Origin of the sequence: Pseudomonas brassicacearum, from assembly GCF_009601685.2 — a bacterium.
Lineage (GTDB): Bacteria > Pseudomonadota > Gammaproteobacteria > Pseudomonadales > Pseudomonadaceae > Aquipseudomonas > Aquipseudomonas kilonensis_B.
This window is the reverse complement of record NZ_CP045701.2, coordinates 3,160,850-3,179,971: the sequence shown is the minus strand read 5'-3', so window position 1 is coordinate 3,179,971 and position 19,122 is coordinate 3,160,850. Positions and strand designations below refer to the sequence as shown.

General features: G+C 54.8%; 11 protein-coding genes. 7 read left to right on the top strand and 4 right to left on the bottom strand.

Features of this window, described 5'->3' with window-relative positions:
• Positions 1–126: 126 nt before the first annotated feature.
• Positions 127–4,197 (bottom strand): P-loop NTPase fold protein, encoded by a 4,071-nt coding sequence (locus GFU70_RS13805; protein WP_153388234.1) that lies wholly within the window; start codon positions 4,195–4,197, stop codon positions 127–129.
• A gap of 209 nt (positions 4,198–4,406) precedes the next feature.
• Between GFU70_RS13805 and GFU70_RS13800 the strand changes: the two genes are divergently transcribed.
• From GFU70_RS13800 to tnpC (GFU70_RS13770), 7 genes are all read left to right on the top strand, one after another.
• Positions 4,407–6,716: an AAA family ATPase gene (locus GFU70_RS13800; RefSeq protein WP_122742209.1), complete on the top strand. Its 2,310-nt coding sequence runs from the start codon at positions 4,407–4,409 to the stop codon at positions 6,714–6,716.
• Complete coding sequence (locus tag GFU70_RS13795; RefSeq protein ID WP_153388233.1) at positions 6,713–8,587, top strand: UvrD-helicase domain-containing protein; 1,875 nt, start codon at positions 6,713–6,715, stop codon at positions 8,585–8,587. Before GFU70_RS13800 ends, GFU70_RS13795 begins: the two co-directional genes overlap by 4 nt.
• 534 nt (positions 8,588–9,121) lie before the next feature.
• Positions 9,122–9,481: an IS66 family insertion sequence element accessory protein TnpB gene (gene tnpB, locus GFU70_RS13790; protein ID WP_226920929.1), complete on the top strand. Its 360-nt coding sequence runs from the start codon at positions 9,122–9,124 to the stop codon at positions 9,479–9,481.
• Positions 9,482–9,499: 18 nt separating this feature from the next.
• On the top strand, positions 9,500–11,044 hold the full coding sequence (gene tnpC, locus GFU70_RS13785; RefSeq protein ID WP_153387853.1) for an IS66 family transposase: 1,545 nt from the start codon (positions 9,500–9,502) through the stop codon (positions 11,042–11,044).
• 110 nt (positions 11,045–11,154) lie between these two features.
• A complete protein-coding gene (gene tnpA, locus GFU70_RS13780) occupies positions 11,155–11,475 on the top strand; it encodes an IS66-like element accessory protein TnpA (RefSeq protein WP_153388074.1) in 321 nt (106 codons plus the stop codon).
• Positions 11,472–11,807 (top strand): IS66 family insertion sequence element accessory protein TnpB, encoded by a 336-nt coding sequence (tnpB, locus tag GFU70_RS13775; RefSeq protein ID WP_153388075.1) that lies wholly within the window; start codon positions 11,472–11,474, stop codon positions 11,805–11,807. Before tnpA ends, tnpB (GFU70_RS13775) begins: the two co-directional genes overlap by 4 nt.
• A gap of 63 nt (positions 11,808–11,870) precedes the next feature.
• On the top strand, positions 11,871–13,406 hold the full coding sequence (gene tnpC, locus GFU70_RS13770) for an IS66 family transposase (RefSeq protein ID WP_153388076.1): 1,536 nt from the start codon (positions 11,871–11,873) through the stop codon (positions 13,404–13,406).
• Between the two features lie 689 nt (positions 13,407–14,095).
• Here the strand turns inward: tnpC (GFU70_RS13770) and GFU70_RS13765 are convergent.
• From GFU70_RS13765 to GFU70_RS13755, 3 genes are all read right to left on the bottom strand, one after another.
• Entirely contained in the window at positions 14,096–14,701 is a 606-nt protein-coding gene (locus tag GFU70_RS13765; RefSeq protein WP_193034294.1) for a hypothetical protein, read from the bottom strand.
• Positions 14,702–14,859: 158 nt separating this feature from the next.
• Complete coding sequence (locus tag GFU70_RS13760) at positions 14,860–15,252, bottom strand: hypothetical protein (protein ID WP_153388231.1); 393 nt, start codon at positions 15,250–15,252, stop codon at positions 14,860–14,862.
• Complete coding sequence (locus GFU70_RS13755; RefSeq protein WP_193034293.1) at positions 15,252–19,010, bottom strand: hypothetical protein; 3,759 nt, start codon at positions 19,008–19,010, stop codon at positions 15,252–15,254. Before GFU70_RS13755 ends, GFU70_RS13760 begins: the two co-directional genes overlap by 1 nt.
• Positions 19,011–19,122: the final 112 nt, after the last annotated feature.

Genomic DNA, 19,122 nt, shown 5'->3' with positions numbered 1-19,122 from the left:
CGGCTACCATAGCGTCAACCCAGTCGACCTTGATCGATCAGCAAGCGAAGGGGGGCAAATGTGCTTGGAATTAGAGGTTGGATCCGCGATTAGGTCCGCCACCCCCAGCGGTGATTAAACTGTTCGTCATTTTTCTGAATCTTTTTCGAATCGACTTTTCAGCTTGGTCAATTCACGTCCCTTCCCAAACGTGTCCGAGATTATCCGCATGTCCTCTTCGCTAAGAGCGGATGCGTCGACCGATGTTAACGCTGCATGGGTACCGAGGCTATAGGACAAACGAGCCAGGTTTGTTTTGATCTTGATCGAGGAACAACGCGGCAGTGTTCTCAATAAGGTATGGGCGGTAGCGAGTTTGCTCTCTTGGTTGGTCAGGCGGACGCAGAAAGACTCCAGATTGTCGTTAACCGCGCTGGCAGTTTCCGGTGCTGAGCCGAGTGCCAAGATCCGGATACCAAGATCGATTAGCTGTTGTGGGGCCGGCATTGGATCAAGTGATGTGATCTGACGCCAGAGTCGGCGTCGCCCATCGTCGGTAGCTTCGACGGTAAGGAGGGGCTGCGTCAATACTTGATAAGCCGTCTTGTCCAAGCACTTTGACCATAGCGACAACACCTGATCGGGAGCGTCCACAGTGCCGGAATGTCCTAGCGCAAGCACCTCTAATGTAGATGCGACGCTTTGCGGCAAATCCAGCACCGATATCGCCTTTTTCCACGCTGTTGCCAACCAGGCCACCTCTTGCTCCGAATCCCAATTGATGGGCGTTGGTAGCAGGACAATCTGACTTGGCGAAAGAGGCCTGGCGGCGGCGGTGAAGAAATGCTCCGCCTCGACTGGATGGGTTTGCCATACTTGGCAGGCGAATTCTATGAGCTCAGCTTCACGGTCGGCGGGTACCCGTTTGGCTGTGATCATGGAGTCAAGTGAGAGCAGCAAACCGCGCTTCGCTTCTTTGAGGTTACGCCTGCCGGTACTGATCGCCTCCGTGAAAATCGTGTCGGGCACGTAGCCCGGATGTACCTGCTCGACCGATGGCCATGTCCGTGCGAAATGCTGATGGAGCTGATTATTCTGAGCGGGGTAGCTGCCAGCGGAAGAAAACGTATCTCGCAAACAGGCTGCGATCGTGGCCGGCGACCCATTGAGGTAGATCTTTGAAAGGCCGACCATAACGCTGTCGAGATCATCGGCTGATCGTGATACGAATGACGGCAGCCGGCTCAGCGCGCTATCAAGATGTTCTTGCAGGTTCCCGGTAGTCCAAGAACGACTCGGAATTTCCTCGGAGGCCATCGTGTAAATCTCGCCAAAACCTTCGGGCATCGGAGCGGTAAACCCGGAGTCGAAATAAGTAGTGATCTGAACTTGAACCGCGTCCGGCAATTTGTCGAAGCCCTTCATCAGGGCGCGACAGCAGTCTATCGGCAGTTCGTCAGCCAAACGCTTAACCCAGTTCGTGCTGACCTGGGCGGCAAGCTCAGGGGCACGCTGGGTGATTAGCTCGAAAAGCGCTACCGCATCGACTTGATAGTCTTCTCCGGTAGATAGGTTGTTGCACAGTAAAACAAGATTCGATTGTGCGTCCGTTGTCAGCTCACCAAAACGAGCTGAAGCCACAGCCATTGTCCATTGGAACCCTCGACGGTAATCGATCTCAGGTTTTGGATGAGCCACAAGGTTTTTCGCCACCGCGATCACGCATCCCGAAAGCGTTTGTGCGTCTGCCCTTTGATGCGCTGCCTCTAACACAGTTAGTGCGCAGGCCTGCAGCTCAATTTGCGGTAGAGCCAAATATCTCAGCACGAGTGGCCACAAAATGGATCTGCTCTCTTCACCTTGGGACACCAACTCGGCAAACAGACGACCCACTCGCCCTGCCACCACTGGCAACTTCATCACTTCGCCACGGTTTGCATCCAATTCGTCGGCAACAAGTGTCACGTAGTCCGTACCCAACATCGATAGCAGCATAGCTTCATGATCATCAAGCCACCGCTCCAGCTCTTGGAACTCGAACTGGTAAGAGCCACCACTGAGATTGACATCTCTGACCTTGAGCCAATCGATCAGCTTGCGTTCCTGAGCCGCGGGCAGTCCGTGCTCTGCGCGGACGCTGAGCACGATGTCACAGGCCTTACTAACCATCACCCGGGCTTCGTCTAGGCTCGGAGTCTGCATGGTTTCAAGGCGAAATTCGATGGTCTGGCTGGTCGAGAGTAGATCGTCAATCAACTCTGCAGCGATTTGGCGTTGTTCCTGAGTATTGGCACTTGATACGACGTTGCCAATTCTGTCCAGACCAATCATTGACCGGAGGTCAAGTGACGCCGTGAGCTCGTTGCACAGTTTGCCCAGCATCAGACGCACTGTCCGCGGTGGTAGGCGATCAAGGAGGTTGGCGATTACCCGCATTGCATTATGACGGCGGGCAGTCGTCTCCAAGTGCAGGTCACTGACCAGTTCGTGGAGCAGGTGAGCGTGGTCATCGCTTAGGGCAGCATTATCAGCGCGCGTGGACAGCTGCTCAACCACACCACGAGTATCGCCAGACATCAGCAGGTTGTAGAGAACGCTGGTACCAGCACCAAATTTTCGACTTATTGGATCTTCAGACAGCAGAAGCAGACTCTGAAGAGAGTCCGGCCAACGAATACCAACAAGGCTGGACAGGAATTGACGAAGCTCCCTACAGTCGTCGCGGATGGTCGTTGTCTTACTGTCCTTGTCCAAGGTTACGTAACGCTTACATAGTAACGCTTGGGCCTCAACTGGTTGATCCAGAAGCGATCCCTCATTCACCAACAACTGGGTTAGTCGACCAAGCAGTAACGGGTCACCCTGAAGATCACGATAGAAGTCCGGGAAACTCACCCGGGCAGCACTGAGCGCGCCCAAGGAGATCGGGTGCGCAGTCACCGCACCCTCGTGCAGACCGCCTGGCCGCTCCCCTGCGCTGCCCTCGTATTCACGACGTTTCGCCAACCACCAGGACTGTGCAAAAGCGTTGACGATTTGCAGAGCGTTCCTAGGATCCGCGACATTCACGTGAATCATCCGATCAATCACTTGTTCCGGGCTGGTGCCCGAAGTCTTCAGGTCACTGACAATCTCAGTAAATGACAGGAGATTCTTCAGAGCGAATTGCCTCATGTCGCCTCGAGGTACTGGCGGGATTTCAAGTCGAAATTGGAAGATGCGATCAAGGTACCGACGAGCGTCCATGTGCGTAAAAACGGTACCTGGCTGCTCAGGGTTTTTGCCGCGACCCCGCGCCAGCGCATCGGCAACTTTTGCTTCGTCACACGAGATCACAAACACTAGGCCCAATCCGTGTGGAAGCTTTTCAGATGGGATCTCCATGAACGCCCGGACGGCGTCGAGGCCGAGAACCATTTCTTCTGCTGAGAGCCGATCCAGATCATCGACGAAGATCACCAGGCGCTCGCAAGGGTTTACTTTTCGAAACATCCCCGAGGGCTCCTTGAACGCTTTCAACTGTTCGAGGAGCATCTCTTCGTATTGTTCTGCACTGGCGCTGGGAAGAGAAACCTTAGTGATCGACCGGAAGCTATCGACCTTTGAGGGCTTCAGGTTCTTGAGTAAATAGCTGTAGGCACCGCTTATTGCCAAGATGAAGGTCGATCGAACATAGGGGTCGCCCCATGGGAGGACGGCTAGCCCACCCCACAGCAAACCAAAAAGCAACAGCATGGCCACCAGGAAGGCAGGCAACGGCATCGACCACGCGCGCCACAACTGACAGGCGTACTCTCGAAATCCTTTCCACTGATGCTCAACCTGTGTGATGTTGCGGAAGAGCTTGTCATGAAGTGCCTGTTCGTCTCCCCCAAGCTCGATAAAAACGTGGCGCAGAAGCGCGCGTTTGATGTCCTGATCTTTACCGCCGAAACGCCAGGCATTAAAAGTGATGCTCTTGATGCTAGACCTACGTGAGGGTTTACCGGAACCGTCGGATGCACCGTCGGCGAGGCCTTGTGTGTAAAGCTCTTTGATAGAGCTTTTCCCGGTACCCCATCCGCCGAGTAGCCCAATGCTGAACGGAGGCTTATGGTGATCGGCCTCAATCAGGCTCTGGAGTGCCTGGGAAAAATGCCTGTGACCAAATGCATCCTGAGCTTCGTTTTCGATTTGCCGATCGAGCACTGCCGGCATCGGCTTGTAGGATTCAGGCATGCGTTGCGTCCTTCAACGTGTTGCTGGCGGGCTGCCACTATCAGTCAAGCCTACTGGAAGGATGGAGGGCAACACAACTTTGCCCTTGGTACAAATTTGCAGTGGCAAAATGATATTCCTAATGGAGTCCTGTTGTAATTGGGCTAGAGTCGTTTCTACACATCAATCGGCTTGGCAAGCCGCCATAGTGCGATCACAAGGAAGAGGCTATGCAAATCCAGTACCTGGAGATCGCGAACTTTCGTAAGCTCCTGTCAGTTCGAATCGACCTGGCCAACACCACTACCCTTCTGGTCGGAGCAAACAACAGCGGTAAGTCCTCCGCGATGTTGGCGCTACGCAAGTTCCTGCTTTCTAAAGCGACCGCGTTCCGGCTCCAAGATATGACACTCTCGCATCTCAGAACTATTGATGCCATTGGCGTCGATTGGGAAGCTGCTGATGAAAGTCTCGAAGCCCCTGCGGCGAACGAGTGGGCGCACTGGTTACCTACCCTGGATTTGTGGGTGGAAGCCTCACAAGGCGAACTGCACCACATCAGAGATCTGATTCCCAACTTTGCCTGGAAAGGCGGCCACGTTGGCATGCGCTTCCGACTCGAGCCAAAGGACATGACCAAGCTCTTTACTGATTACCGGAAGGAGCGGAAGCGCGTGAAGCTGCTGCTAGAGGAAATTGAGAAACAGACCGAGGTGGGAAAGACTCCGCTCACCCTGCCACTGTGGCCCCAAAGTTTGCACGATTACCTCAACCGGCGCCTGGGAACGATGTTCGCGATTCGCTGGTACCGTCTCGACCCTGCGCAACTCAGCGCACCAGATCCCAAGACTCGTCACGCCAAACTTCAAGGACTGTCCGCGACCGCTATTCCGCTGGAAAGCAACCCCCTGACCGATCTGATCCGCGTTCACGAAATCAACGCCCAACGCGGCTTTGGAGACAGCGCGGAAGAATCCGTCACCGAAGGCAGAGGTGGTTCGGGGAAAAAGTTGACGGAGCAATTGCGCGCTTACTACAACCGGCATCTGGATCCGGGTGACAGTCCAGACATCTCGGACCTGGAGGCGCTGACAGCCATCCAGGCTGCCCAATCTGCATTCGATTCCCGACTCACCTCCAGCTTCGCCCCTGCCCTCGAAGAAGTCGCAGGCCTTGGATACCCCAACAATTCTGACCCTGCTATCAGGGTAGAAACTCGGCTGTCTCCTACAGACGGGATGAACCACGAAGCAGCAGTATTATTCGAGCTGGACTCAGCCGCAGGCGCGCCCGGCGCCCCTCCCATGCGCTTGCCCGAGACATCCAACGGTTTGGGTTACCAAAACCTGATCTCAATGATTTTCCAGTTAATGGCGTTTCGAGATGAATGGCTGAGAAAGTACAAGAACGCGGAGGAGCAGTGTGACACTGGTGTCGAGCCAATCCACCTAGTGCTGATCGAGGAGCCTGAGGCTCACCTGCACGTCCAGGTGCAGCAGGCCTTCATCAAGCATGCATATCACGTCCTGTGTAATGACCCGCTGCTTAAGAAATATCCGAAGCTCAAAACCCAACTGATCGTCAGCTCTCATTCGAGCCACGTCGCGCATGAGACGGAGTACGCCAATCTTCGGTATTTCCGTAGGCTGCCCGCGGGTATGGCCGACGTACCTATTCCAGTGTCCACCGTCTCCAACCTAAGCACTGTTTTCGGACAGAAAAACCCTCACAAGCAAACGAAGGAGTTCGTGACCCGTTACCTCAGGGCGCAACATGCCGATCTCTTCTTCGCCGACGCGGTCATTCTGGTAGAAGGTGCTGCAGAGCGAATGATGCTGCCTCACTTCCTGCGCAACCACTTCCCCTTCCTGGATCGATGCTACATCACTATCTTGGATATCGGGGGCAGTCACGCTCACCGACTCCGGCCGCTGGTAGACGCATTGGGCATCGTGACCTTGGTGATAACTGATCTGGACGCTGGCCACAAGAAATCAGCGGTACCGGTTCGGCGACAGGCAGATCAGTCAACCAATAACCCTACCCTCCGGCACTGGGTGGCAGCCCGACAACTGGGTCATGACGTGGACACTCTGCTGGATCTGGATAGTGAGCAAAAAGCTGTTCAGATCGATGATTTGTTTGCTATCAGAGTGGCGTATCAGACGCCGATCACCATCCGTCTTCCTAAGACTGAAGTTGATGTAGAGGCCCTGCCCAATACCTTCGAGGACAGCCTGGTACTGAGCAACGTGAAGCATTTTGCGACTAAGCAAGGCCGGGGTTTGACCAAGGCAGTTTCCAACGCGCTGCGTGAGTCGGAAACCGCGGACGATCTGGGGCAGGCGTTGTTCGACGCTCTCAGGAATGGAGACAAGGCGGAGTTCGCTTTACAGATACTGGGGGATCCCAACTTTGCCAAGGTGGCGATTCCCGAGTACATCCGCGAAGGGCTCACCTGGTTAGAGACCAAGCTCAAAAAAAAGAGTAAGGAACTTCTGATAATTCCAACGGCCAGCATCGAGGTGACTGGACAATGAGCGCCATTACCGAGGTTGTTGATGAAGTGAAGCCGACTGCTGATGAGGTTATCAAGGAATGTCTAAACCTAGAGCAGCCACGCAGCTTCTTCCTTTACGCAGGGGCCGGCTCTGGCAAGACCCACTCGCTCGTAGAAGCAGTGAAGTCGCTCAAGGGACGGGAGCAACAGCGTCTTACATTTGAAGGCCGGCAGATCGCGATCATCACCTATACCAATGCGGCCTGCGAGGAGATCGAACGCCGACTCGAGCACGATCCTCTGGTTGAAGTCTCAACGATCCACGCTTTCTCCTGGAGGATGATCAAGGGCTTCAACGATGACATTCGTGAGTGGTTGCGCGTTAAGCTCGCCGCCGACATCGACGAACTGGATGACAAACTCCGTAGGGCGCAAGGAGAGAATAAGACGTCTCGTGCTAATCGGGCGAGCCGGGATAGCAAAGCCCGTCGCCTCGCGGGCCTAGATGAAATCACCGACTTCACCTATAGCCCGACGGGAGACAACCGAAGCAGGCAATCTTTGAACCATAGCGAGGTCATCCAGATGGCCGCGGCGTTCATCCCGAAGCCACCCTTGCTTGATGTGATGGCCGACCGGCACCCGGTGCTCTTGATCGATGAAAGTCAGGATACGTACGGCCCGCTCATGGATACCTTTCTGCAAGCTCAAGCTGCAATCCCTGAAAGGTTCTGCCTAGGGCTTCTCGGCGACACGATGCAACGCATCTACAACGACGGGAAAGTTGGGTTGGATGATGCCATTCCTGCGGATTGGGCCAAGCCAGAAAAGCGCATGAACCGTCGCTGCCCAACTCGAGTTGTCGACTTAATTAATGTGATCCGTGCGAGCGTTGACGGTCATCAGCAAATACCTAAGCCGGGGGCTGCCAGAGGCACAGTACGAATGTTCTGCACACGGCAGGTACCGGGTCAGGATTTCAGCCTGGAAGAGCAGATTGCTAGGCAAATGGCTGACGTCACCGGCGATGTTCAGTGGGCAACCGGTATGCAAGGCCGCAAGACGCTTATCCTGGAACACAAGATGGCTGGGCGGCGTATGGGGTTTGAAGGTGTATTCACGCCGTTGTATGCAGTTGAACACCTAAACACGGGCCTACTGGACGGAACTCTACCCATACTCAAGCTTTTCTTTGAGGGGGTAGCCCCAATAGTAGAAGCGGCTCGAGCGGATGATTTCACGCTCATGGAAGCGGTGCGGCTGCGCTCTCCCTTGCTTGATCCCAAATACTTGGAGTCGGCTGGCACCAACCAACTGGAGGTGCTGGAGTCTGTTGGAAAAGCGACCCAGTCGCTCTGTGAGATGCTTACGGACAATGATCCGTTGATTGGGGAAGTAGCTCAAGTTCTTCAAATGACTGGGCTGCTTGAGCTGCCTGCCCGCTTCGTCGAAGCGATGGCTCTGGGCGCTACGGCTGACGATGCTCCGGAAACATCGGATCGCGAAGCGCTGGAGATTCATGCTTATCGAATCGTCCTGGGACGCTCTTACTCGGAGATGGAGGCGTTCGCTGGCTACGCAAATGGGCTTTCACCGTTCGGCACCCACCAGGGGGTGAAAGGCCTAGAGTTTCCGCGTGTGATGGTCATCCTGAACGATGAAGAAGCAGGCGGTTTTCTGTTTAGCTATGAGAAGCTGCTCGGCGTTACGCCTGCTTCGCCAACCGACGTGAAGAATCAGCGGGCGGGCAAGGATGATTCCTTGTCGCGCACGCGCAGGCTTCTTTATGTGACCTGCAGTCGTGCTGAGGAAAGCTTGGCGATCGTGATTTACAGCTCCCAGCCAGAGATTGCCAAAGCAAGCGTCATTGAAGCCGGCTGGCTGAACGCAGACGAGATTGTCGTGCTTTGAAAATGGCACTGGCTTACAGCCACTGAAGCTGACGATTGCACGATGAAGTCGGCCGGATTCAGCGGGATACTAGGTATGCTAACTGTTGCAGCCTACGCCACCCCAGATCACCGGATCTGGGGTCTGTCATGACCGGTCTGCGCTACGCGCAGCAGCCTGCACATCGGCTCTAAGGAATAGCGACCGCTTAACGCCTCTATGGCGAGGAACTTTACTTCGTGGGTTGCGAGAAGATGACGAGCGACTTCTAAACATCGCTCTCCATGGTGACCTGAGCCGTTTGCTGGCGTAGCCGACGAGCTCCGCACTTTCACCTTGCTGCTCGCACCGGGGGCCCATTTGCCCAGCAGGCTTTCAGCGATGCCTAGCGTTTCGGCCAAGGCCCTCGTCAAACGACCTTCCATCACCCCTCTTCCATGGGTTTCTCAGCGGCGACTATTGAATGACCGTAAGTGATCCATGACCCCCACATTCCAAGCCCGCATTTGATCCCCGATGCTTCGCTCCCGATCTCTTTCTGGAGCCAGCCCCGCCATGATGCGACCCGACGCCAAAGTCGAAAAAGTGTACCTCTACCCCAAGCCGGTGGACTTTCGAAAATCTATCGACGGCCTCGCCGCGTTGGTCGAACTGGATATAAAAGTGGCGGTATTCGATCCAATACTTTTCGTCTTTCTCAACAAGTCCCGCAACCGCGTGAAGATCTTGTACTGGGAGCGCAACGGCTTCTGTCTTTGGCTCAAGCGCTTAGAATCCGAGCGCTTCAAAACGTCGCCCGATGCCACGGACGAGGCGATTATCCTCAGCGTCCAGGAGCTGAACTGGCTGCTCGACGGTTTTGATCTCTGGCGTAACCGTCCTCATCAAGTTTTGACGCCGCGCTACGTGGCGTGACTCGGTATAATCCGGGCCATGATTTCTCTACCCGACGACCTTCCTGATGATCCTGTTTTGCTCAAGCAATTGCTGCTTGAGGCACTCAGTCGCCAGGAAGAATCGGCGCAAGCTTATCAGACCCATATTGTCGACCTGAAAGAACAGATCAAGCTGTTGCGCGACCGTCTATTTGGGCGCAAGTCCGAGCAAACTGTTGAGCCCAACACGCCGCAATTGGCCTTGTTCAACGAGCCTGAAAGCGAACCCATGCCGCTAGTTGGCGACGCTGATGAAGAAGTCGTTGCACCGACACCTCGCCGTGGCAAACGCAAGCCGTTGTCGGCTGAGCTGCCACGTATCGAAGTTATCCATGAACTGCCCGAACACGAGCTGACCTGTGCCTGTGGTTGCCGCAAACATGCCATTGGTGAGGAAACCAGCGAGCAGTTGGATATCGTGCCGATGCAGATCCGCGTCATCAAACATATCCGCAAGATCTACGCTTGCCGAGGCTGCGAAACTGCACCGGTCACCGTCGACAAACCGGCCCAGTTGATCGAAAAAAGCATGGCCAGCCCTAGCGTGTTGGCGATGCTGCTGACCACCAAATATGTTGATGGCTTGCCGTTGCACCGGTTTGAAACGGTGCTAAGCCGACATGGCATTGATATTCCGCGCCAGACTCTCGCGCGCTGGATCATCCAGTGCAGCGAGCACTTTCAGCCACTGTTGAATTTGATGCGCGACCGATTACTGGAAAGTCCGGTGATCCATTGCGATGAAACCCGCGTCCAAGTGTTGAAAGAGCCGGATCGAGACCCGACCAGTCAATCCTGGATGTGGGTGCAAGCCAGTGGTCCGTCGGATCGAAAAGTCGTGCTATTCGATTACACGTCCAGCCGTGCGCAGGAGGTGCCGTTGCGTTTGCTGGAAAGCTATCGTGGCTATGTCATGACCGATGATTACGCTGGCTATAACGCCTTGGCGTTGCAACCGGGCGTGGAGCGCTTGGCGTGCATGGCCCATGCACGACGTAAGTTCGTGGACGCGCAAAAAGTGCAACCCAAGGGCAAGACGGGACGTGCGGATATCGCGCTGACGATGATTAACAAACTGTATGGAGTCGAGCGTGAACTTAAGGTTGCCAGTGATGAACAGCGGTTTATCGCTCGCCAGGAAAAGAGCCTGCCGATCTTGGGGCAGCTGAAAGTCTGGCTGGATAAAACCCAATCCCAGGTGACGCCGCAAAGTGCATTAGGCAAGGCGGTGCATTATCTGGCGAATAACTGGAGCCGACTGGAGCGCTATGTCGAAGCGGGTTATCTGCCCATCGACAACAACCCGGCCGAAAGAGCGATCAAGCCGTTTGTCATTGGACGCAAGGCCTGGCTGTTCAGCGATACCGTCAACGGCGCCACTGCCAGCGCAAAGATCTACAGCCTGGTCGAGACCGCCAAGGTCAACGGCCAAGAGCCCTATACGTGGTTGCGCCACGTACTGGAGCGGCTGCCTCAGGCTTCGTCGCTTGAAGATTATGAAGCCTTGCTGCCGTGGAACTGCTCGCCAGAAATGCCACGGTAAACCGTTAATCGTAAGCGTCCGGCCAAGTCACCTTCCGAACTCCAGCATTAAGGGCGATGGTGTCCGCGTCTATTTAAGCGGACGCGATCACCCTTATCGCCAGGATTTCCATGCGCCAACGAAGCTCTTATCCGAAACCATTCAAAGCCCAAGTCGTTCAGGAATGCCTGCAACCTGGCGCAACCGTGTCCAGTGTCGCCATCAGTCACGGCATCAACGCCAACGTCATCCGCAAATGGATGCCGCTCTATCGAGACCAACTCGCCCCAAACTCGCTACCAGCCTTTGTCCCGCTGAAGGCTGCTCCTAAACGGCCAGCGGAAACGTTGGTGATCATTGAGTTACCCATGGCCGGGCAAGTGATCACGGTGAAGTGGCCAACCTCAGATCCTGAGGGCTGCGCGCAGTTTATTCGGACTGTCGCTCAATGATCCGTATTGATGCGATCTGGCTGGCCACCGAACCGATGGATATGCGCGCCGGCACGGAGACAGCATTGGCCCGGGTGATCGCGGTGTTCGGTGCGGCGAAGCCGCACTGCGCTTACCTCTTCGCCAATCGCCGGGCCAACCGGATGAAGGTGCTGGTGCATGATGGCGTGGGTATCTGGCTTGCAGCACGGCGACTGAATCAGGGCAAGTTCCACTGGCCGGGCGTTCGCCATGGAGCTGAGGTCGAACTCGACAGCGAACAGCTTCAGGCCTTGGTACTGGGCCTGCCCTGGCAGCGTGTCGGCGCAGGCGGTGCGATTACTGTGCTGTAAACGCCGGCCATTTGGCCGGTCTACTTGTCGCCGTCCCGTGCCGGCTCTGGCACAATCAACGGCATGACGTCTTCGCCCAACCTCGACCAGATGACCCCGAAACAGCTACGTGCTTTGGCGGCGCAAGCGTTGCAGTTGCAGTCCCAGATCGAGGTGATGAGCAAGAAGATTCAGAACGATGGAAGCATCATCGAGCAGCTCACTTACGAAATCGCCCTTCTCAAACGCCACAAGTTCGCCAAGCGCAGCGAGCAAATCAGCCCGGCGCAAGGCAGCTTGCTAGATGACCTGCTCGACACAGACCTTGAAGCAATTGAGGCCGAGCTAAAACAGCTCCTCCCAGCTGCGCCACCGGCCGAACCACGGCAATCTCCCAAGCGTGCACCATTGCCGCCGCAGTTTCCGCGCACGGTGATTCGCCACGAACCCGAAAACACCCAGTGTGCCTGTGGCTGCAAACTTCAACGCATCGGTGAAGACGTCAGCGAGAGGCTGGATTACACACCGGGCGTGTTTACCGTCGAGCAACATGTGCGTGGCAAATGGGCCTGTCGTCAGTGCGAAACACTGATCCAGGCGCCGGTGCCGGCCCAGGTTATCGACAAAGGTATCCCGACTGCAGGCTTGCTGGCCCACGTGATGGTGGCCAAATTTGCCGATCACTTGCCGCTGTACCGGCAGGAGATAATCTTTGCCCGCGCCGGGTTGGCAATTGCTCGCTCGACCCTGGCCCAGTGGGTCGGACAAACCGGTGTGCGACTCCAGCCACTGGTCGATGCACTGCGTGAAGCGGTGCTAAACCAGGGCGTGATTCACGCCGATGAAACACCGGTACAAATGCTCGCGCCAGGCGAGAAGAAAACCCACCGGGCCTACGTCTGGGCCTACAGCACGACGCCGTTTTCGACGCTCAACGCAGTGGTTTACGACTTCAGTCCAAGCCGTGCCGGCGAACACGCACGCAACTTTTTGGGCGACTGGAACGGCAAGCTGGTCTGCGATGACTTCGCTGGCTACAAAGCCGGTTTTGAGAAAGGCATCACTGAGATCGGCTGCATGGCTCATGCCCGCCGCAAGTTCTTCGACCTGCATGTCGCGAACAAAAGCCAGTTGGCCGAACAGGCGCTGCACTCGATTGGCGGTTTGTACGAGGTTGAACGCCAGGCTCGGGACATGAGCAATGAAGACCGTTGGCGAATACGTCAGGAAATGGCGGTACCGATCAGCAAAACACTGCATGACTGGATGTTGGCCCAGCGCGACCTGGTACCCAATGGATCAGCCACGGCCAAAGCCCTCGACTACAGCCTGAAACGCTGGGTAGCGCTGACGCGCTACCTGGACGATGGGGCTGTGCCCATCGACAACAACCAGGTCGAGAACCAGATACGGCCATGGGCACTCGGACGCTCGAACTGGTTGTTTGCCGGGTCGCTGCGCAGTGGCAAACGGGCGGCGGTGATCATGAGCCTGATCCAGTCGGCGCGCATGAATGGGCATGATCCGTATGCCTATCTCAAAGATGTGCTGACGCGGCTGCCGACACAACGGGCCAGTGAGATCGGCCAACTGCTACCGCATCAGTGGGTGCCGGCCTGAATTACGCAAGGTGAGTTGGCGTGCGCTTACGGAACACCCCTTTCTTATCGTGTCGGGTCATACGAGTTGACTACCGCATCCCACTGCATTTCATGGTCTTCGACCGCAACATTCCATTCGCAACCAGACACCGCGATACGAATGTCCGATAAGCACTTACACCAATGTTGTATGCCAACCCATGATGCGTCTTCTTGGTTATCAGGGAGCTTAGTGGCGCCCGAAAACACGAGGCCCTTCTTTAGAAAACGACTCGGCTCCAGGTTTGTTGAGAAATCGAATGACTCCCAATTTAGGCCAGAGCCGAGGGAGAAGAATCGTTCGATTTGATCGTCTACACAGTAGCGACGAACAATCTCCTCAATAACGGTTACCTCGTTCGAGCTGAGCGGGGCCTTTCGCCAAGCAGTGTAATAGATGGATATTGCCAAAATGCGCCCTCAGAGTCGGTAACCGTGATTGGGATGAAGGATACCGGGCTAGCGTCCGTTCGACTACGCAAGGTGTGTTAGCCGGACACTTACCGTTAATCCACTGTTGGGTAGGTGGGGTTTATGGATCGCATACGAATGACCGACCGACTCACACAATGGATCGAGTGAGTGCATCACTGGGGCTACCCAGAAAAGCTGTAATGGGTAGATAACACACTCTTCCGATCGGTAGTATTGAACTCACTAATGCTCGGATCAATCAGAGCAATTTTTCTTTCGAAAGCTTTCAAACTTTTCTGTAGTTGTCGAAGACATTGAAATTACGTAGCTGTTAATTTCAGCACTAAAAACTCGCCCATCTCTTCTGCAAGCACGACCATACCAAATAATGGATTCATGAGGTGCGCCACCAATATCAACCGATGATATTTTCATCCCGTAATATTGCTCATCTACGCCTTCGGCGTCTTTAACAACACTTGCTCCGCGCCTTTTCATCTCCACCAACTTCATCTTCCCCTTGTCAAGGACAAAGGGCAAAGTCCCCGCCACCGGAACACCATCATCCGGTATAAAATAGCCTTCCCCAGTATCATCCTGACCTACAAGCAATTGTATTTCAGTTACTAAATAAGGAGCATTTCCACCGTTAAAGAAAGCCAATTTCGTATTTGCCAACTGCTCTTCACTTTGAAAGTTGACATCAAAGCTTAAAATCCTGATATTGGCATCGTATACCACCCTTAAATTTAAATATATACCGAAAATGGAAACCGCCAAGGCAAGAATAGAAACTACTATAGCCTCCCGATCTTTCAACGTCAAAAACCATCTATACACGACTTCAACACACTTATCCATTCAATATAAGTCCGCGCTTCAATATAATCTTCGTCTTACTGCCAACGTCAGGCGCCCTAAACTGCCAGGTAAAAAATTGAGGGTTGGCAGGCCAGCATGTCGGTTCACCAACCTGCATTCCCCTCTTTTTCAGGGACGCTATGCGGACATCGCATCGATCATTCCTCAACAGGCGTTAGAACAACTGCTGGATCCAGCACACGACCCGCAGGTACTGCAAATCGGGCGTTAATATTAACCACTGGGTCAAGGGTCAAATCTAACGCCCAAAGCGGTGTTGTGAGATTAATCGAGATGTCCTCCAAGAGGTCTTTGAGTCGATTAGCCGATCTATAGCGGCTATACCAGTCATGATTCTCAGCTTCTACGCCCACCAAGATCTCACGCCCGTGCAGGGTGACCGAGGTCAAAACCCGCTTCTCATCGAGCTCCTCCTCCCCTGTCCCCTCCTCTGGCTCCGATTGGACGACAATCATGCGCCGTTGGTAATCACCAAGATAACCATCTTGACCCAGCTTGCCACGGGGAGTTGGGTTAAGCTCGGGTTCCATCAAAATCTCAAAGCGTTTTGCTGGGCGTCAGTATCAGAGCGCTCCGCATCGCGATCCCAAGATAGGGCAATCTGCTCAAGCATCGCCCTCGTCCGAACAAATCCCGCAGATGCCTCAGCCCACTCCCGTGTTTGCTTAGCCAATGCGCGCTCCTGGTCGCCCCCTTCGCCTATCGCCTTGCAAAATACTCCCCTCATATTGAAGCGCTCGATGCTAACCCCGCGCTCGACCTGGGTGGACGCCAAGGTTTCAATCACATTCCGAACAGCTTGATGAGGCCAAGCACCATCTTGTGTGCTCAGTGGGGAGTGTGCCAGAACCTGCCCGATCAGTTGATCCGTAATCTCTGTACGATCCTGCTCCCTAGACAACCTCTGAACCTCGAGACACCACTCGAGCAATGCCGTCTCGTCAACCTCCTCCTCCGACTGGCCTGGGAGCGTCTTTAAGCTCTTGAGCAAGCGGTAGGCATTCGAGGCGTAATTTTTCTCTTGCTCGGAAATCTCTCTCGGCTCTTCACTCTTACCCCTAAACACCTTGCAAAGCATTTCTACAAAGAAGCTTGGTTGCTCGATAAGAAGCCGGTGTAAGACCTTTGGGTCATTTCGAAGAACAGGGAAGTAGGCAAACTCCAGAGCAGCCACCTCAGCTAAGGAGATGTCCATGCGGGCAGACAAATTCAAGATGGCTTTTTCGACCTCATAAGAACTCAATCCAGCCTGGGCAGGCCCCTTAGAATTCTGCTCAGTGATGCTGTTCTTTAGCAGCGAAACAAGATCAGCAGTAGGGACGTCAGAAAGACGCCGCGAGGCCGCACTCAGAGCTGCGGCCGGCCTGCGTGCACATCTATATTTTTCTATAGCAAACGATAGATCCCGAACGTTACCTTCTACCTGATGAGCGGTTTTCTGCGCCCAGTAGGAGTTCTCAACCTCTTCTCCGAACGATGCAACATACGACCAGGCTCGTGCGCTTTCTGGCAGCGACTCGAGTACCAACGCTAAACGAGACGAGCTCAAGGCAGAGCTTTGAGCAGAGGATCGGCCAGCTGCTTCCCAAGGCTGGCCCAGACGGCTAAAGCCATCAGCCAACACTGCTCCGGCAATAAGCTCAAGCTCTGCTACAGAGCTTGTGACGATCTTTTCGAATAGCTCCACGAGGTCGTCGTAAGGTAACTCTAGCCCTCGGCAGGCATAGCCAACAAGTCGCGGAATTTTGACGCGCGCCATCAGGTCAAGGAGCCCTTGCACGCCGTGCGCCTCTCGAATAGCTCGCAAAGCATTCAGGCGAGCATCCTCAACTAGTTTGATTGAGTCGACATCCTCATCGGCCTGCCCCTCCACGGGTGGCATCCAATCATCGAAAAGCCAGCTGTAGTGTTCAAACAACGTTGTGGGCTCATACCTGTCCACCAAGCTTGCAAGTTGCCCCAGTCGCTCCTCAGGGATAGCCCAGTCGAATCTAGAGAATTTCTGGTGACGCTTCACCTCCCGATTCAGAGTTTTCCAGATCTGTGTATGGGGCTCCTTTGGTGCGGAGTTCAGAGCGCTATCAAGACCGTTCACGACTGCTTCAAAAGCGGAATCTTGAAGCATCTCAAGCGAGTCGATAATAGATTTCCACCGTTCATCACGATGGCCCGCTTCTATGATCGCGAGCTCGACAATCTTGCCTTCGCTTTCCCATACCAAACCGTAAGTCAGGGTTTCGCCGCCGCCGTCCTCATACTCCCGAAATTTTGGCTTTTCAGTGGCGGAACTGTTGTCGCCAGATCGTGGAAGAAGTGTCTCGAGCAAGGGCCAGGCGATCGTGGGTACGTCTTTCACGACTGCCTGCAAAGCAGCTAGCCGCCGCGTTGTGTTGACTCCAGCGCTGGGTATCCATGAGAGAAAAATGGCTCGCAGGCTGTTAATCGGCCGGTTGCTCATCTTCCCGCCAGGATCAATGGCAGCAAGCTCCGCTAGGCAACGCACGGCTCGATCAAATGTTTCAGGAATCCAAGCCAACACCTCCAGAGCCCAGAGTAGGCCGCAGTGGTAGGTAACAGGGGTTAACATCCCTGGATATTCATCGAAGATCGGGCGGATGGAAGGCGATGCGCCCTCAAGCTGACGCTCAAGGGCCTCGAGAAAAAAATTAGGGGATGCTTCCGCAAGCAACGCTAAATCCTGACCCAAACTCGCCATAAGCCGATGGTCAGATGACAGCTCCGGCAATGAACGGACGAGGTCATCAACGAAGGTCTTGGGACTTCCGCCGAGGACTGTGAATTTAGCCGGAGCGTGCAGCACCGCCATGTGCAGCAACGTAGTCATCAGACCATTTCGCAGGTGCTCGCTGTGGGCCGTATCACGCTGAGCATGACGGACGAACGGCTCATCTGGACTTGGCGGTTTATGCGATCGCACAGCGGCGGCAAAAACGGTGGTAATCGCATCCTTGAAAAGCTGAAGGTGCCTGCGGCCGACATACGGAGCGAGGTAGAGGAATGCATCCACCGGAGCTCTAGTCGCCCATAAATTGCCAACGTTTTCGATAGGTGAATCTGGCATGACTAGGTATTTGCGAAGCTCATCTTCCGCATCCTCATAGTTTTGCTGACTGAGCGACGAAATAATGGACTGATCTTCCTCTGCATCAGATGCCCACGCGCCGGCAAGCATGACAGGGATGAGTGGTTTCGTGTCATCGAGCCATTTAGGCTTCACTGCAGTGCCACTGGGGTACTGCCTAGCTAACACTGCCAGACTCCGTCCACATGTCCGTGCCGCTTCGTACCCTTGATCCTCGGTCATCCCCATCTTCGCGATTGCGATTCCGAGTTCTCTGCTGGACGGACGGCGCAGCTCGATGTGCCCATGGGTCTTGTCATCGGCGCCGGCGCTCACCACGGTTGGCCCTCGCAACAGCATTTGCCCCACACACTCACAGGCAGTGTTTCTAGGTAAGTAAATGAGACCTGATTTGCTCAAGAGAGCATTTGCGGCATCTGCCGTATCAACAATCAGCGTGCGAGACTCTAGGTACTGCCGCACTGGTTCCGGCGCACTGCGTATGGCAGCCACTGTGAAAGCGATCACCTCATCGGTGGTATCGGCAGAATATGCCAGCCGCCCACCCTCTTGTCTTAGCTTCTGCAGAAGCTCTTCCGCCTGCTTTTCACGACCAGCCAATAAGACGTCTTCAACAAGCGCTGGCTCAAAACGGGTCGAGAAAGACTGCCAAAACTCCTCTGTGCTGAGTATTCCGGCCGGAGGAGCGATTTCAAGCTCAAACTTGGCCCAGCGGGAAGCAACGGCTGGGCATTTCGAGAGCCAATCTTCCAGCAGGGTACTCTCCAAATAGACGATGCCCTTCCAGTCTCCGCTCGCATTTTTTCCTGCTAGCCAATCCTCAACTTTTTCGCTCGTATCGTTCCATGTCCGTGGCGTAACCAAAACCAAGGTAGTGTCTGCCCTTTCATCAGCACTCACCTCAGCGGTACGCTTGTCATAGTCGGTGTTCGCCTTGCTCTTCCCGACCCCACTGGTGCCAAACTCCCAGATCGAACGTCCGTCAGGAACAAAAGGTGAGGTAGAGTCCGCGTCCAGGTATCCGTCGTATCCACGCACCTGGCCCTTGTCTCCTTGAGGAAATCTGATTCTTCTAATTTTTGGCGAGGTCGCCCAGATCAAGTCTGCTACTAGACCAGGTATCTGGACGCGAGATTGAAGTGTGTCAGCCCATTGCTCCAACTGAAGAGCGGTAATCCATTTCAACGCCAGTCTCCTTTCAGTGCTGTAGCAGGTGGCCGAATCGCCCACGGTCCTGCGGCAAAAGGCCACTCTACTCCACCGGCCAATGCCATTACCACTTATCGACGCCTCACCT

Coding starts and splice junctions, on each gene's coding strand:
- GFU70_RS13805 (WP_153388234.1), bottom strand. CDS start 4,197: ATGCCTGAATCCTACAAGCCGATGCCGGCAGTGCTCGATCGGCAAATC.
- GFU70_RS13800 (WP_122742209.1), top strand. CDS start 4,407: ATGCAAATCCAGTACCTGGAGATCGCGAACTTTCGTAAGCTCCTGTCA.
- GFU70_RS13795 (WP_153388233.1), top strand. CDS start 6,713: ATGAGCGCCATTACCGAGGTTGTTGATGAAGTGAAGCCGACTGCTGAT.
- tnpB (WP_226920929.1), top strand. CDS start 9,122: ATGATGCGACCCGACGCCAAAGTCGAAAAAGTGTACCTCTACCCCAAG.
- tnpC (WP_153387853.1), top strand. CDS start 9,500: ATGATTTCTCTACCCGACGACCTTCCTGATGATCCTGTTTTGCTCAAG.
- tnpA (WP_153388074.1), top strand. CDS start 11,155: ATGCGCCAACGAAGCTCTTATCCGAAACCATTCAAAGCCCAAGTCGTT.
- tnpB (WP_153388075.1), top strand. CDS start 11,472: ATGATCCGTATTGATGCGATCTGGCTGGCCACCGAACCGATGGATATG.
- tnpC (WP_153388076.1), top strand. CDS start 11,871: ATGACGTCTTCGCCCAACCTCGACCAGATGACCCCGAAACAGCTACGT.
- GFU70_RS13765 (WP_193034294.1), bottom strand. CDS start 14,701: ATGGATAAGTGTGTTGAAGTCGTGTATAGATGGTTTTTGACGTTGAAA.
- GFU70_RS13760 (WP_153388231.1), bottom strand. CDS start 15,252: ATGGAACCCGAGCTTAACCCAACTCCCCGTGGCAAGCTGGGTCAAGAT.